The organism is Mesobacillus subterraneus (genome assembly GCF_023715485.1).
GTDB lineage: Bacteria > Bacillota > Bacilli > Bacillales > Cytobacillaceae > Mesobacillus > Mesobacillus subterraneus_B.
The window spans coordinates 276,139-289,491 of sequence record NZ_JAMBOF010000001.1 but is presented as its reverse complement, the minus strand read 5'-3'; the positions used below and the strand labels follow the sequence as shown (position 1 = coordinate 289,491).

Genomic DNA, 13,353 nt, shown 5'->3' with positions numbered 1-13,353 from the left:
TAAGCACCCAGCTTTTCTTATATAAACATGATCAAGTAACTTCTAATTATTTTTTCTTTATAAAGTTCTTTTAATACACGAACAATTCTTTTAAAATAAAGATGAACGGGGATCATGTATTCATATTTATCACGATTCATCCTAAAATGAATGAATGGTGAAAAAAAAGGTGGAGGTTTATCATGGGCGGTTACATAATGGATTTAACAATCGTAGCTTTGCTTATCGTGGGAATTACCGCAACAATCGGTGTTATTACCAATGGAATTGGCACCAAATTCTTTAGTGGCAATAAAAGAACTGAATTTGTAGACCAGTCTAACCGATTGCAAACCGGCTGGAAAAACGTTGGCGGCGGCAAGAAATAATCCGTTTCCCACAAATTATTATACCTTATCTTACATCGATAATCTAATGATATAAGAAAAGCGCAAGCGCCTTGGTCAGCCCCGACAAGCGCTGGAGGGCCGACCGGTGAAGTCGTTCTTTGACTTCATTGGGCGGACCGAAGCGACTCGAGGGGCTAGGCGCTGGAGCTGGACATTTCTCGAAGTGATTTATACTTTCTTATCTCTCGAAAAAGCCTGAAATGAGTTGCTCATTTCAGGCTTTTTTAGTTAATTAACTATTCTCTTATGGGGTATAATCCACTCCAGGAGTATAGCGATTGCTTGCGTTCCATAAAAGGTATTCGTTAATGCCCTGGTCCTGAAGGGCTTTAATCTGGTCCTCAACCTCTTTCTTTCCATAAACAAGGTAATTCCCGCTGCCGAGCCAGGAAGCTGTAAAATCTTGAAGCCAAGGACGCGAAATTGGCGGAGTTTTTAATTCACCAAGCTTTTGCTTCTCTAGCTTAGCATATTCTTGGACAAGGCGGTATGGCTCAGTGTCAGGCTTGGCAATGCCAAAATAAGAAGTCCAGTGGCTCGGATAAATCATCGAAGAAATAACATCTACATTCTCCGATATTTTCGAGAAGTTCTGGCCGATTCCAGGGGCTTCTGGCAATGTTGCCGAATAACCAAATATATCAACTGATACCTTCACATCATAGGGCTTTAGTTCCTTTCTGGCATAGGCGACAAAGTCGGTGACTGCTTTTACGCGTTTCTGGACATTGTCCATGTCGACATCCTTATAGTCTCCCATGGAATATCCGAGTGAGGCATCTCTTCTTTCAAAGCCTTCAGGAAAGCGGACATAATCAAACTGTATTTCCTTGAAACCCATTTTTGCAGCTTCGATGGCAATCTGGACATTATAATCCCAAACATCCTTTACAAAAGGATTGACAAACGACTCTCCCCGACCATTTTTCCATACTTCATTTCCATCTTTAAAGGACCACTCAGGCTTTTTATGAGCTAAAGCTGTATCCTTGAACACAACAACCCTGGCAATAGGATAAATCTGTTTCTCTTCCAATGTTTTTAGCAACTTTTGAGGGTCTTTAATGTAGGGCTTTCCTATGTCCTTGAATGGAGAATTTTCCACTGGTTTGTATGTAAGATATCCATGGTCGTCTTTTATATCAATTACCATAGCGTTTAAATCTGTGTCATCGATCAGTTTTGTAAGACTATTAAACTTCTCTCCTCCTGCAGAATGGCCAGTTACATATAACCCTCTTACTGCATCAGGGTACTCAAAATTGTAGCCCGACTCAAATTTAAACCTAGGCATTTGTTCCGGAATCTCCCTGATTAAAGACTGATGTTCTCTAACCGGAATTTCCTGTGCCTTTCCTTCAGCAAAAGCTGCTCCGCTCGATTGCGAAAAAGAGGCAGCCAATAAAGCTGCTGCTGTAATTTTTTTAAACTGCACCAATCATCTCTCCTTTCAAAACGTGACAATTCATTAAACAATTTGTTGAATTTCTCTCTTTTTTCAAATGGCTTTACATAACCGCCGTTTCTATAATTCTATTTTACCCACTTTCGACAGTTTTAGATATTATAGTTTAATATTTTTACTGGAATATATTCCCTATATCTTTTACAGAACATACTATTAACCTGACAGTTAAATTCCATTCTTAAAAAGAACCAAAAAAAAAAAAAACGATCTCAAATTAAGAGATCGTCAAGGTCATTTAACATATTGCTGCTGATATTGTTTAAGTTCTTTTTCAGAACAATACACAAAGTGTCCCGGAGTAACTTCACGCATCTTAGCTTCTTCGCCGTCTGCATACAGATGTACGTTCGGGTCGTAAGTCTTACGGCGGCGTGTACGCTCAGACTCAGGATCTGGAAGCGGAATCGCAGAAAGCAAAGACTGAGTGTAAGGATGCAGCGGATTCTTGTACAGGTCTTCAGCAGGCGCTAATTCTACAAGCTTACCGAAGTACATAACTCCAATTCTGTCACTGATATATTTAACCATTGAAAGGTCGTGTGCAATGAACAAGTATGTTAACCCTTTTTCACGCTGAAGTTTCTTCATCAGGTTTACAACTTGCGCCTGGATTGAAACGTCTAGTGCGGAAATAGGTTCATCTGCAATAATAAATTCTGGCTGAACGGCAAGTGCACGTGCGATGCCGATACGCTGCCTCTGTCCGCCTGAAAACTCATGCGGATAACGATTGGCATGCTCTCTGTTTAAGCCAACTGTTTCAAGCAGGTTATATACCATTTCCATTCTTTCTTGTTTGCTCTTTGCCAGTCCATGGATATCGATGCCTTCAGCAATAACATCTGATACCTTCATCCTAGGGTTCAAGGAAGCATAAGGATCCTGGAAGATCATCTGCATACTTCTATTGAATTTTTTTAAATCCTTTTTGTTCTTCTTGCCGTGTACGTTTTCGCCTTTGTAAAGTACTTCTCCATCAGTTGCATCGTACAGCCTGATGATGGTTCTGCCAGTTGTGGATTTACCACAGCCGGATTCTCCTACCAAGCCAAGTGTCTCTCCTTTAAAAATATCAAAAGAGATGCCGTCAATTGCTCTTACTTCGTTTGGTTGACCGATATTAAAGTATTGCTTCAAATTTTTTATTTCAAGAAGCTTTTCTCTATTTTCCATAATCCAGTCCTCCTCCTACAGTTATTTCGCGCCCATGAATTTGCGCATCCTGCTCTTCACAGCTGCCGGTGGTTCTACTTTAGGAGCATCTGGATGCAACAGCCATGTAGCAGCATAATGTGTGTCAGACACTTTAAACATTGGAGGCTGTTCTTCTAAGTCGATTTGCATTGCATATTCATTCCGTGGCGCAAATGCATCTCCCTTAGGTGGATGCAATAAGTTAGGCGGCGTACCCGGAATAGCATAAAGCTCTTCTTCTTTTGCATCAAGGCTAGGCATTGAACTGATCAATCCCCAAGTATAAGGATGCTGTGGATTGTAGAATACCTCGTCTACAGTACCCACTTCTACAATTTTCCCACCATACATAACTGCAACACGGTCAGCTACGTTCGCAACGACACCAAGGTCGTGAGTGATAAAGATAATTGAAGTATCAATTTTGTTTTGCAAATCTTTCATTAGTTCCAGAATTTGAGCCTGAATGGTTACATCCAAAGCAGTAGTTGGCTCATCAGCAATTAAAATCTTCGGATTACAAGCTAAAGCGATGGCAATTACTACCCTTTGTCTCATACCGCCAGAGAATTGGTGAGGGTATTGCTTAATCCTTAATTCCGGCTTAGGAATCCCTACAAGCTTTAAAAGCTGTAATGCCCGTTCGCTTGCAGCTGCCTTGCTCATATTTTGGTGTTTAATGAGCGGTTCCATAATTTGCTTTCCCACTGTCATAGTTGGGTTCAAAGATGTCATTGGATCTTGGAATATCATTGAGATATCTTTTCCACGGATTTTCTGCATCTGCCTGTCTGTCAGCTTGGACAGGTCCTTGCCGTCAAATAAAATTTGACCTTGTTTTATTTCAGAATTTCCCGGAGGCAATAATCTCATGATGGCTTTAGTTGTTACCGATTTCCCAGATCCTGACTCACCTACAATCGCCAGGGTCTCTCCCTTTTTAAGCTCAAAATTCACACCGCGGATCGCTTGAACTTCACCTGCGAATGTATGGAAGGAGATATTTAAATCTTTAACTTCTAAAATATTTTCCATATTATTCACCTGCCCTTTTTAATCGCGCATTTTCGGATCTAGCGCATCACGCAATCCGTCTGCCAGCATATTGAATGTAATCATGATAATACTGATGATAACAGCCGGGATGATCATCTCATGTGGATGCAATCTTAATACTTTAAATCCTTCATCAATTAAAGTACCTAATGAAGCTAATGGATCCTGCAGACCGAGTCCAATAAAGCTTAGGAACGCTTCAAAGAAAATCGCGCTTGGAATAGTAAACATTGTGTTAATAATAATTACACCTGCAAGGTTAGGAAGTAGATGTTTCGAAATAATCTTCCCGTCAGAGTTACCTAATGTTTTAGACGCAAGAACAAATTCTTGTTCCTTAAGCTTTAAAACCTGCGCCCGGACAACACGTGCCATTCCGACCCACCCTGTTATAGTCAGAGCGACAGTAATTGAGATGATACCTGGCTGAAGTACAAGAATCATTAATATAACCACGATCATCGTAGGAATACCAACAAGCACTTCTGTAATTCTTTGCATGACATTGTCCAGACGGCCGCCATAATACCCTGAAACCGCTCCGTAGATAACACCAATGATCATATCAATTAACGCTGCAAGTAAAGCAATATACAAAGAGATTTGGGTTCCCTTCCATGTACGAGTGAAAAGGTCACGTCCTAATGCGTCAGTACCAAACCAATAATATTCGTCGACTTTTTTAACTTCATACATATTAATTTCTTTGCCGGCTTTATTTACCTTGACCCCATCAAATGGAAGCCAGCTGATATTTTCAAGCCCCTGGATTCTTGGAGGTAAATTATTATGACTTACTTTTTGTGTATCAAATTCTTTACCACTGATCAAAGGACCAATGAATGCCATCAATACAAGCAGAACCATAACAATTAAACTTGCTAAAGCACCTTTGTTCTTGCGCACACGCATCCAAGCATCCTGCCAAAAGGTTAAGCTTGGCTTGTTAATTTCTTCGCTTTTAGCTGAATCAATGATTGCAGGCTGAAAACGATCTTTTGAAATTTTCGTTTCAAGATTAGCCATTACTTTTTACCTCCTGACAGTCTGATGCGTGGATCAATAATTCCATATAAAATATCCACTACAAGGATGATAACTACAAATAATGCAGCAAATAAAATGGTTGTTCCCATGATAACAGGATAATCATTAACTGTAATCGACTTTACAAACTGCTCTCCTAATCCTGGAATAGCAAATATTTTTTCTACTACTAGTGAACCTGTCATCAAAGAGATAGCCAAAGGACCAAGTACGGTTACCAAAGGAATAAGTGCGTTTCTCAAAGCATGTTTTATTGCAATCTCAAAGAAACTTGCACCTTTTGCTTTAGCAAGCAAAATGTAATCTGACCCTAAAACATCAATCATTTCTGTTCTCATGAAACGTGCTGAAATTGCAATTGGGAAAATAGATAATGCTATGGTTGGCAGGATTGTATATTCAAATCCTTTCCAGAAAAGCACTGGGAACCAGCCTAACTTTACAGCTATAAAATATTGAAGAAGACCAGCAAAAACGAAGTTTGGCACAGCCTTACCCAAAACCGCAATGAAAGTTGCACTATAATCTACCCAAGTGTTTTGTCTTAACGCAGCAAATATACCAAGCAATACCCCTATAATAGTACCGAATACCATTGCCTGTGCGCCTAGCTGCATTGATGGTCCTAAGCGTTTGAACATTAGGTCACTAACTGGAGTATTATTAAACTGGAAAGAGATCCCCAAATCTCCCTGCAGCAAATTACCAATATATTTAGCATACTGTACGGGTACCGGCTGGTCCAATCCATACTTAGCTTTCATTATCTCTAACTGTGCAGGCGGCAATTTAGCGGCACTTGCAAATGGCGTACCAGGTATAATTTTCATTAAGAAAAACGTTATGGACGCAATAATGAAAAGAGTTAAAAACATAAAGAGAATCCTTTTAGCCAGGTATTTTCCCATATGTGTGCACCTCCTGTATTATTTCAATTTTCCTTATTATTCGACAAATGCCATACAGGGAAAAAGAGAGTATATCTAGATATACTCTCTTTCTATCCTCAGAATTATTACACTCTGAAATAAGAAACTTCTATAGTTTTTATTCTTCTTCGCCAATAGTTACCCATTGGAATGAATAGTCAGGACCGTAGTTGTAGATCGCAAGTCCTTTAACTTTCTTGTTAAGAAGGATGTTAGCTGCACGTTGGTAAACAGGTGCTAGACCAGCATCTTCTTCAAGCATGATTCTTTCAGCTTCTTGCTGAGCTTCCCAGTTCTTTGCTGGATCAGTAGCAAGTTCGCCTTGAGCAGCTTTGATTAACTTATCATACTCTGGGTTAGCGTAGCCCATTCTGTTGCTTCCGCCGTTAGTGATCCAAAGGTCTGTGAATGATAACGCGTTACCATAGTCAGGACCCCATCCAGCGAATTGAAGATCATAATCCATAGCGTTGTCACGCTCTAGACGTACTGCGAAAGGAACGCTTTCTAACTTGATAGTCAAGCCAGGAAGGTTAGTTTCTAACTGGTTCTTGATGTAAGCATCAGTTTTCTTAGCTGCTTCAGTGTCTCCACCAAGGTAGCGAAGTTCTAACTTATCTACGCCAAGTTCCTTAAGGCCAGCTTCCCATGATTTCTTAGCTTCTTCAGCATTGAACACGATTAGGTCGCCGTGCTTTTCACGGAAATCTTCTCCGTTAGGGCCTTTTACGAAATCTTTTGGTACGAAGTAGTTTGCAGCAACAGATCCGTTGTTAAGGATGCTGTTAGCAAGGTCTTCTTTGTTGAAACCAGTTGCAATTGCTCTACGGATGTTCTCGTTAGCAAGAGCTTTGTTCTTCTGGTTCAACTTGATCCAGAATACAGTTGGCTCCATCCAGCTAAGCATACGGTCGTCGCCTTCGTAAGAAGGTACGATATCAGAAGAAAGCAATCCAGTCATGTCTGTTTCGCCAGCTTCAAATGCGTTTACAGCAGAGTTTGAATCTTTAACTACGTTTACAGTGATTTTTTCTAAAGTTACTTTGTCAGCGCTATGGTAATCAGGGTTTTTCACAAGTACCCACTCAGTTGCGTCAGTACCTTCCCATTTTTCCATTTTGAATGGTCCGTTGTAAAGTAAGTTTTCAGCATTGCTAGCGAAAGCTTCGCCTTTTTCTTCAACAAACTTCTGGTTTTGCGGGTAGAATGTTGGGAATGCGAATAGGTCTTCCCAATATACTACTGGCTTTTCAAGAGTTACTTCTAGAGTCTTGTCGTCAAGTGCTTTAACGCCAAGTTCCTTTACATCATAAGGCTTCTTAGCAGCACCAAGTTCAGTGATTTTCTCAGCGTTCTTGATTTTGCCGCCCATCATGTAAGGGCCGTATGGAGAAGCAGTTGCAGGGTCAATAGCACGCTGCCAAGCAAACACGAAGTCGTGAGCTGTTACAGGCTCTCCGTTTGACCATTTAGAGTCACGAAGTTTGAAAGTATAAACAGTTTGGTCATCGCTGATTTCAGGTGCTCCCTCAGCAAGTGCAGGAACAGGCTTGTGGTCCTGGTCAAGGCGGTAAAGACCTTCACCTACGTTGTTTATGTAAGTGAAACTTGTAGAACCTTCAGCTAGGACAGTGTCCATTGTTGGGATCTCAGAAGAATCCAACATTCTTAATTCTTGTGGTACGTTAGCTACTTCTTCGCCTGTTGCGTCATCTTTGTCAGCAGGCTTTTCCTCAGTATTGTCTTTTCCGCTGCTGCATGCAGTAAGGAAAAGAGAGAATACTAGAGTAAGAACTAAAAGCAATGAAAATTTTGACTTTTTCAAAGATATGCCCCCTCTTTTTTTCATGTTTTCTGAAAACTTTTTACATTCCCTATTATACATAGATTAAATTAAATGTTCAATATTTTTACGCGAAAAATTTACAACATTGAAACAATAGTAATAAATTACCTTTCTTTAATGTGGTATAATGGTGTCTTATAAGCCTTTCTTCAATAAAAACAATGTAATATCTAGTGTAATATTTGATTTATTCTAAAGATTTTTTCGAATAATTAGTTTTCCGAAATAACAATTTAAGGGAGAAATAGTAAAATGCGTAAAAGAGTTGGGAAAATTTTTTATGGAATTTTAGGATCACAGCTATTAGTTTTTGGTCTATCTCTTGTCTATTATCGAGAACTTTCTTTGCTCAACTATATAAATATTTCTTTTTATATTGCAAGTATCCTTCTCTTTATCTCTTTAATTGTCTTTACAGTCAATTCCGGTTTTTTTGATGCCATATCTTATTCTTTTAGGAATGTTTTTACCTCTAAAGACAATGAGGGTAAGAAGGAGTCTTTTGATGAAATGACACCTTTATCAGAATTGGTGACAATCAATACTCAGCCTTTGTTAGCTGTCGGCCTTTTAGATTTTATCCTGATGCTGGCAGCGTTGTATTTGTACTATTTGTAAAAATTGGCTGACGTCCCTTGCTTATCGGCCGGTATTTGATTATAATCATTCTTAATATAAGTCAATGGTTAACGGCAATGATGGAGAATAGTACATTTGTTTAAGGCTTTCAGAGAGTTTGTGGTTGGTGTAAACAAACAGCCTGGCATTTGGAATGGACTTTTGAGCCCCTGATTCGAACCTAAGTAGATTCAGGCGTATACCCTGCGTTAAAGGGAGCCATGCTGTACTGGCATGGGCAGAGTGACTCATTCGTGAGTAATTAGGGTGGCAACACGGACCATTCGTCCCTACAAAAGTAGGGATGAATGGTCTTTTTTATACATTTTTTTAAGTATCAGGAGGCGTTTTGCATGCAAACTATATTTTCTGGCATTCAGCCAAGCGGCACGATTACACTTGGAAATTATATCGGGGCAATGAAACAATTCACAGAATTGCAGGATGAGTACAACTGCTATTTCTGTATTGTCGATCAGCACGCGATTACTGTTCCTCAAGACCGTCTTCAGCTTCGTAAAAACATCAAAAGCCTGGCAGCATTGTACATCGCTTCAGGAATTGACCCTGAAAAGGTAACATTGTTTATCCAGTCGGAAGTACCTGCACACGCACAGGCAGGATGGATGATGCAATGTGTCGCCTACATCGGTGAGCTTGAAAGGATGACTCAATTCAAAGACAAGTCGACTGGCAAAGAGGCTGTCTCCGCTGGGTTGTTGACCTATCCTCCTCTGATGGCTGCAGATATCCTGCTTTACGGAACAGACCTTGTTCCAGTTGGAGAGGACCAGAAGCAGCATTTAGAACTGACAAGGGATCTAGCTGAGCGCTTCAACAAAAAATACAATGACATTTTTACCATTCCTGAGGTGCGGATTGCCAAGGTTGGTGCGAGAGTCATGTCGCTGCAGGATCCATTAAAGAAAATGAGCAAATCCGATCCAAATAACAAGGCCTTCATTTCAATGCTCGACGAACCAAAGCAAATCGAAAAGAAAATCAAGAGCGCAGTTACCGATTCTGAAGGCATTGTAAAGTACGAAAAAGAAAACAAGTCCGGCATCTCTAACCTGTTGTCAATTTATTCGATTTTATCCGGCAGGACAGTAGAGGATATTGAAAAAGAATATGAAGGAAAAGGATACGGAGACTTCAAAGGCGATCTTGCACAGGTAGTCGTGAATGTCATTGAACCAATCCAGAAAAAATACTATGAGCTGATCGATTCACCAGAATTGGATGAAATCCTCGATCGAGGCGCTGAAAAAGCAAACCTTGTGGCCAACAAAATGCTCGGCAAAATGGAAAATGCCATGGGCCTTGGCCGCAAACGCAGATAATAGAAGAAATGAAAAGGAGCTGATTTGTTTTCAGCTCCTTTTTTATATGGAGGAATTTAGACTGATTGACTTCAGGTAGATGGTATATATGAAGGAAAAATTAATTACTGCCCAGGAAAACAACATAAGCAGGCTTTCTTAACAAGAAAAAGAGCTGATAAATACTCAGCTCCTCAGTTTACTTTAGGACCGTGTTCCATTTCCCACAGTTTTTCAAAAAATGCCTGTCCCTTGATTAAGTTTTCGCAGAAATTTTCATGTTTGCCTGACCAGCCAAATTTTGTTTCTTCAAATAGCTGTTGCCAAACCTCTTCAAATGAAAGCCGTTGGATTTCTTCATATAACTCTGGTTTCCATTCAGTAAACCAGTATCGTACTTCGGCCACATTTTTCGAGGAATTAAGCTGGTCCATCGCCATGAACAGCAATTGCTTCAATTGTCGTTCCTTGCGTGTCAATCCCCTCATTAAATCTGGCTCAGGAGACAAAATATGAAAATCCTTCAGCGCGCTTTGGTCATTGAATCCATAATGAATGGTATCCTGATTTTCAATCATCTCATAAACGAGCTGTTCCTGCCTCGGAATAAGCCTGCTTTTGCGGATTGGGATGTTATACCCGATAGTATCCACTGCCAGTATCCCTATTCCGTCTGATACAACGAAACAGTAATCAAGCTGAGTGCGTTCATGATTTTTCCTCAAGTATGCCTTTCGGTAAATGTCATCCAGAAGCTGTTGAGGCAGCTCTGATAAATCATTCTCAATATAATTAAAAAGCAGATGGTCAATTTTCAGAAGCGGTACCTGGTCAAGAAGCTCTACACCGTCATCCTTCCGCCATTCGTGAAAATGGCAGACATTATAGCCGTTCTCTTCGCCTTCGAACCAGTTTACCCAGACATCATGAAGATACAACATGATTTATAACCCCTCACTTCAAGAAACTGTTTGTCCATCAGTATGGGCAGCACTAAGTAAAATTATTCCTTAAAAGGAAGATCGATTTTCATCATTCGTATGGGGCCAATAGATACTTAACCAAATAATGCCGATTCCTGCCGGCAGAAGGTAGCACTCTACCCTCTTTGAGATGAAAGCAAGATATTCATCAACACCATGGCCAGCCGTAATCATATTTAAATACGCAATCGTGCTGATCCCCCCTGATACAGCAAGTCCAAAACCAATCGTCAGGACAAACAACCTAAAAATCATAACGAGGACTCTTTTCATTTCTCAATGTAAAATTAAACACTGCACCCACCCCGGCCTGTCCATTTTTATCATTTATATGAAGGAACGTGGCTGGAAAGTACAGTTAGTTGCTCTTCTATGGACTTTAGGAATATATTCATTTTTTAAGGAAAATCTGACTGATTGTAAGGAATATAACCAGATTCTAAGGAATATCCATGCCGAAGTCAGGAATATATCAGGATTTTATGGAATATCCCATCTTTGTTGATTTCACTCAGTCTGCCCTACGCAGGCTCCGAAAAGGGGCGGGTCTATGACCTCACCCCACTGATCGATTAATAGACAAAATAAAAAATCTACCTTTGTATGGTAGATTTTTTAACGGCGTGATCTTGGGTTCAATGCATCTTTTAAGCCTTCACCGACGAAGTTGATTGACAGGATCGTGAGAGTGATGGCAAGAGCTGGTGGAATCCAGATCCACGGCTTTCCTTGTAGTACGTCTGGTTCATTTGCGAATGCTAGCATGTTTCCCCAAGATGGTATCTCGGAAGGTACACCGAATCCTAAGAAGCTTAGTCCTGTTTCTGCGACAATCATGGAAGCGAACAGGATTGTTGCTTGTACGATGATTGTAGAAAGGACGTTTGGAAGCAAGTGCTTAGTAATAACCTTGAATGGTGAGCAGCCGATTGAAATGGCGGCAAGAATGTATTCATTCTCTTTCTCCGCCAAAATTTTGCTTCGGACAATCCTCGCTACACCGCCCCAGCTAAGCAAGCTGATAACCATGATCAGGATCACCAATCCATTTACTTTACCATGGAAAATGGTTGCTAAAACGATAACGAATACTAAGAATGGGAAGTTCAGCACAAAGTCTGTAAATCTCATTAACATGCTATCTACGATTCCGCCGAAGTATCCAGCGATTGATCCTACAATCGTTCCAAAAAAGATAACGAAAAGGGTACAAGAAATACCTACTAGCAATGAAACTCTGCCGCCGTATAGCAATCTTGTGAAAACATCCCGGCCATTCTTATCGGTTCCCAGCCAATGTTCCGCTGACGGCTTAAGGGACATAGAACCAATGTTGATTTTTGTAATGTCAATAGTAGTAATGTATGGAGCCAGGAAAGAGACAATCATTACGAAAACCAAGAAGATCAAGCTTGTCATAGCCAATTTGTTTTTAACAAACTTTTTTCGTGCGAGGGCCCATGGAGACAAACCTTTTTCCGGCTTTAGGTTAATCTGTGTATTTTTTGATGTTGAAATTTCCATAGCCATCCCCCTTAATCAAGCCTGATCCTTGGATCAACGATTCCGTATAGTATGTCTGCAATCAGGTTTCCAAACAGTGTCAGGAATGAGAACATCATTGTTAACGTCATTAGAACTGGATAATCCCTTTGACTAACTGAGTTCAAGAAAAGTTGTCCGATTCCCGGATACGTGAAGATTGTTTCAGTGATGATTGCTCCGCCTACCAATGCAACGATGTCAAAACCAAGGAATGTAATAAGCGGGATAATTGAATTGCGCAAGATATGCTGATTGTAAATCTTTTTTTCTGGAGTTCCTTTTGCTCTTGCTGTTCTTACATAATCTTTGCGGCTGTTTTCTATAATGTCATTACGCAGGAATTGCGTATAGCTTGCGGTACTTAATAAACCCAAAACAAGTGCTGGCAAGAAAACATGATGAATCCTGCTCATCCAGTATGCAGCAGTACCTTCGGTTGTGGAAATATCAACAGATCCATTTGAAGGGAACCAGCCTAATGTGAAAGAAAAGAAATAGATAGCGAACACGCCTGCAACAAATGAAGGCAGTGCCAATCCAATATAGTTTGCGGTGCCTATGGCATTATCGCCCAGTGTATATGGCTTTCTGCCGGCATAAATACCCATTATAAATGCAAGTACATACGTTATTAAAATACTAGAGAATCCTAGAAAAATAGTATTTGGCAATCGTTCTGAAATGATATCACTTGCCGGGATTTTATAACGGGTTGATTTCCCGAAGTCTCCCTGCATGAAATTTGTAATCCATGTAAAGTATTGAATATGGACTGGGTCATTGTAACCCAGCTTCTCGCGCATCTCTTCTATGTATGCCGGATCCGTATTGTTCGGATCAATTTCCCCACTGAGTGAGTCCCCTGGCATAAGTTTCGCCAGGGAAAACACTACAATAGAGATAAGGAAAAGCATAGGAATCATTCCGAGTATGCGTCTTAAACTGTATTTAAGCAT

13 protein-coding genes and 1 other annotated feature are annotated in these 13,353 nt (G+C 40.3%); of the genes, 3 read left to right on the top strand and 10 right to left on the bottom strand.

All coding sequences use genetic code 11. The features are described from left to right. The first annotated feature begins 182 nt into the window (after positions 1-182). Positions 183-368: a hypothetical protein gene (locus M3204_RS01435; RefSeq protein ID WP_251477490.1), complete on the top strand. Its 186-nt coding sequence runs from the start codon at positions 183-185 to the stop codon at positions 366-368. Between the two features lie 265 nt (positions 369-633). On the opposite strand, the gene M3204_RS01430 is transcribed toward M3204_RS01435, so the two are convergent. The 6 genes from M3204_RS01430 to M3204_RS01405 all read right to left on the bottom strand — a co-directional run bounded on the left by M3204_RS01430 (position 634) and on the right by M3204_RS01405 (position 7,908). Continuing rightward, complete coding sequence (locus M3204_RS01430; protein ID WP_251477488.1) at positions 634-1,824, bottom strand: putative glycoside hydrolase; 1,191 nt, start codon at positions 1,822-1,824, stop codon at positions 634-636. 264 nt (positions 1,825-2,088) lie between these two features. Then, positions 2,089-3,030 carry an ABC transporter ATP-binding protein gene (locus M3204_RS01425; RefSeq protein WP_251477485.1) on the bottom strand — a complete coding sequence of 314 codons (942 nt, stop codon included), beginning with the start codon at positions 3,028-3,030 and terminating at the stop codon, positions 2,089-2,091. Between the two features lie 21 nt (positions 3,031-3,051). Beyond that, positions 3,052-4,086 (bottom strand): ABC transporter ATP-binding protein, encoded by a 1,035-nt coding sequence (locus M3204_RS01420; protein ID WP_251477482.1) that lies wholly within the window; start codon positions 4,084-4,086, stop codon positions 3,052-3,054. Between the two features lie 18 nt (positions 4,087-4,104). Next, positions 4,105-5,133, bottom strand: a complete 1,029-nt coding sequence (gene opp3C / locus M3204_RS01415) for an oligopeptide ABC transporter permease (RefSeq protein ID WP_251477479.1) — start codon at positions 5,131-5,133, stop codon at positions 4,105-4,107. Beyond that, entirely contained in the window at positions 5,133-6,062 is a 930-nt protein-coding gene (gene opp3b, locus M3204_RS01410; RefSeq protein WP_251477476.1) for an oligopeptide ABC transporter permease, read from the bottom strand. Before opp3b ends, opp3C begins: the two co-directional genes overlap by 1 nt. 139 nt (positions 6,063-6,201) lie before the next feature. After that, the gene (locus M3204_RS01405; RefSeq protein WP_251477474.1) at positions 6,202-7,908 is read right to left on the bottom strand and encodes a peptide ABC transporter substrate-binding protein; all 1,707 of its coding nucleotides are present in this window, start codon (positions 7,906-7,908) and stop codon (positions 6,202-6,204) included. 273 nt (positions 7,909-8,181) lie between these two features. On the opposite strand from M3204_RS01405, the gene M3204_RS01400 reads away from it, so the two are divergent. Continuing rightward, positions 8,182-8,547 carry a DUF3899 domain-containing protein gene (locus tag M3204_RS01400; RefSeq protein ID WP_251477472.1) on the top strand — a complete coding sequence of 122 codons (366 nt, stop codon included), beginning with the start codon at positions 8,182-8,184 and terminating at the stop codon, positions 8,545-8,547. A 68-nt stretch (positions 8,548-8,615) separates the two neighbouring features. Beyond that, positions 8,616-8,842: a binding site (T-box leader), on the top strand. 58 nt (positions 8,843-8,900) lie between these two features. Then, a complete protein-coding gene (trpS, locus tag M3204_RS01395; RefSeq protein ID WP_251477469.1) occupies positions 8,901-9,890 on the top strand; it encodes a tryptophan--tRNA ligase in 990 nt (329 codons plus the stop codon). A 173-nt stretch (positions 9,891-10,063) separates the two neighbouring features. Here trpS and M3204_RS01390 read toward each other — a convergent pair whose 3' ends face one another. The 4 genes from M3204_RS01390 to opp4B form a co-directional block, all read right to left on the bottom strand. Continuing rightward, positions 10,064-10,810, bottom strand: a complete 747-nt coding sequence (locus tag M3204_RS01390) for a YjbA family protein (RefSeq protein ID WP_251477466.1) — start codon at positions 10,808-10,810, stop codon at positions 10,064-10,066. 69 nt (positions 10,811-10,879) lie between these two features. Beyond that, the gene (locus M3204_RS01385) at positions 10,880-11,107 is read right to left on the bottom strand and encodes a hypothetical protein (RefSeq protein ID WP_251477463.1); all 228 of its coding nucleotides are present in this window, start codon (positions 11,105-11,107) and stop codon (positions 10,880-10,882) included. A 360-nt stretch (positions 11,108-11,467) separates the two neighbouring features. Then, on the bottom strand, positions 11,468-12,376 hold the full coding sequence (gene opp4C, locus M3204_RS01380; protein WP_251477460.1) for an oligopeptide ABC transporter permease: 909 nt from the start codon (positions 12,374-12,376) through the stop codon (positions 11,468-11,470). A gap of 11 nt (positions 12,377-12,387) precedes the next feature. Beyond that, complete coding sequence (gene opp4B, locus M3204_RS01375) at positions 12,388-13,353, bottom strand: oligopeptide ABC transporter permease (protein WP_251477457.1); 966 nt, start codon at positions 13,351-13,353, stop codon at positions 12,388-12,390.

What these genes read in the sequence shown, in the direction of transcription:
- M3204_RS01435 (WP_251477490.1), top strand. Translation starts at nt 183, where the DNA reads ATGGGCGGTTACATAATGGATTTAACAATCGTAGCTTTGCTTATCGTG.
- M3204_RS01425 (WP_251477485.1), bottom strand. Translation starts at nt 3,030, where the DNA reads ATGGAAAATAGAGAAAAGCTTCTTGAAATAAAAAATTTGAAGCAATAC.
- M3204_RS01420 (WP_251477482.1), bottom strand. Translation starts at nt 4,086, where the DNA reads ATGGAAAATATTTTAGAAGTTAAAGATTTAAATATCTCCTTCCATACA.
- opp3C (WP_251477479.1), bottom strand. Translation starts at nt 5,133, where the DNA reads ATGGCTAATCTTGAAACGAAAATTTCAAAAGATCGTTTTCAGCCTGCA.
- opp3b (WP_251477476.1), bottom strand. Translation starts at nt 6,062, where the DNA reads ATGGGAAAATACCTGGCTAAAAGGATTCTCTTTATGTTTTTAACTCTT.
- M3204_RS01400 (WP_251477472.1), top strand. Translation starts at nt 8,182, where the DNA reads ATGCGTAAAAGAGTTGGGAAAATTTTTTATGGAATTTTAGGATCACAG.
- trpS (WP_251477469.1), top strand. Translation starts at nt 8,901, where the DNA reads ATGCAAACTATATTTTCTGGCATTCAGCCAAGCGGCACGATTACACTT.
- M3204_RS01390 (WP_251477466.1), bottom strand. Translation starts at nt 10,810, where the DNA reads ATGTTGTATCTTCATGATGTCTGGGTAAACTGGTTCGAAGGCGAAGAG.
- M3204_RS01385 (WP_251477463.1), bottom strand. Translation starts at nt 11,107, where the DNA reads ATGATTTTTAGGTTGTTTGTCCTGACGATTGGTTTTGGACTTGCTGTA.
- opp4C (WP_251477460.1), bottom strand. Translation starts at nt 12,376, where the DNA reads ATGGAAATTTCAACATCAAAAAATACACAGATTAACCTAAAGCCGGAA.
- opp4B (WP_251477457.1), bottom strand. Translation starts at nt 13,353, where the DNA reads ATGCTTAAATACAGTTTAAGACGCATACTCGGAATGATTCCTATGCTT.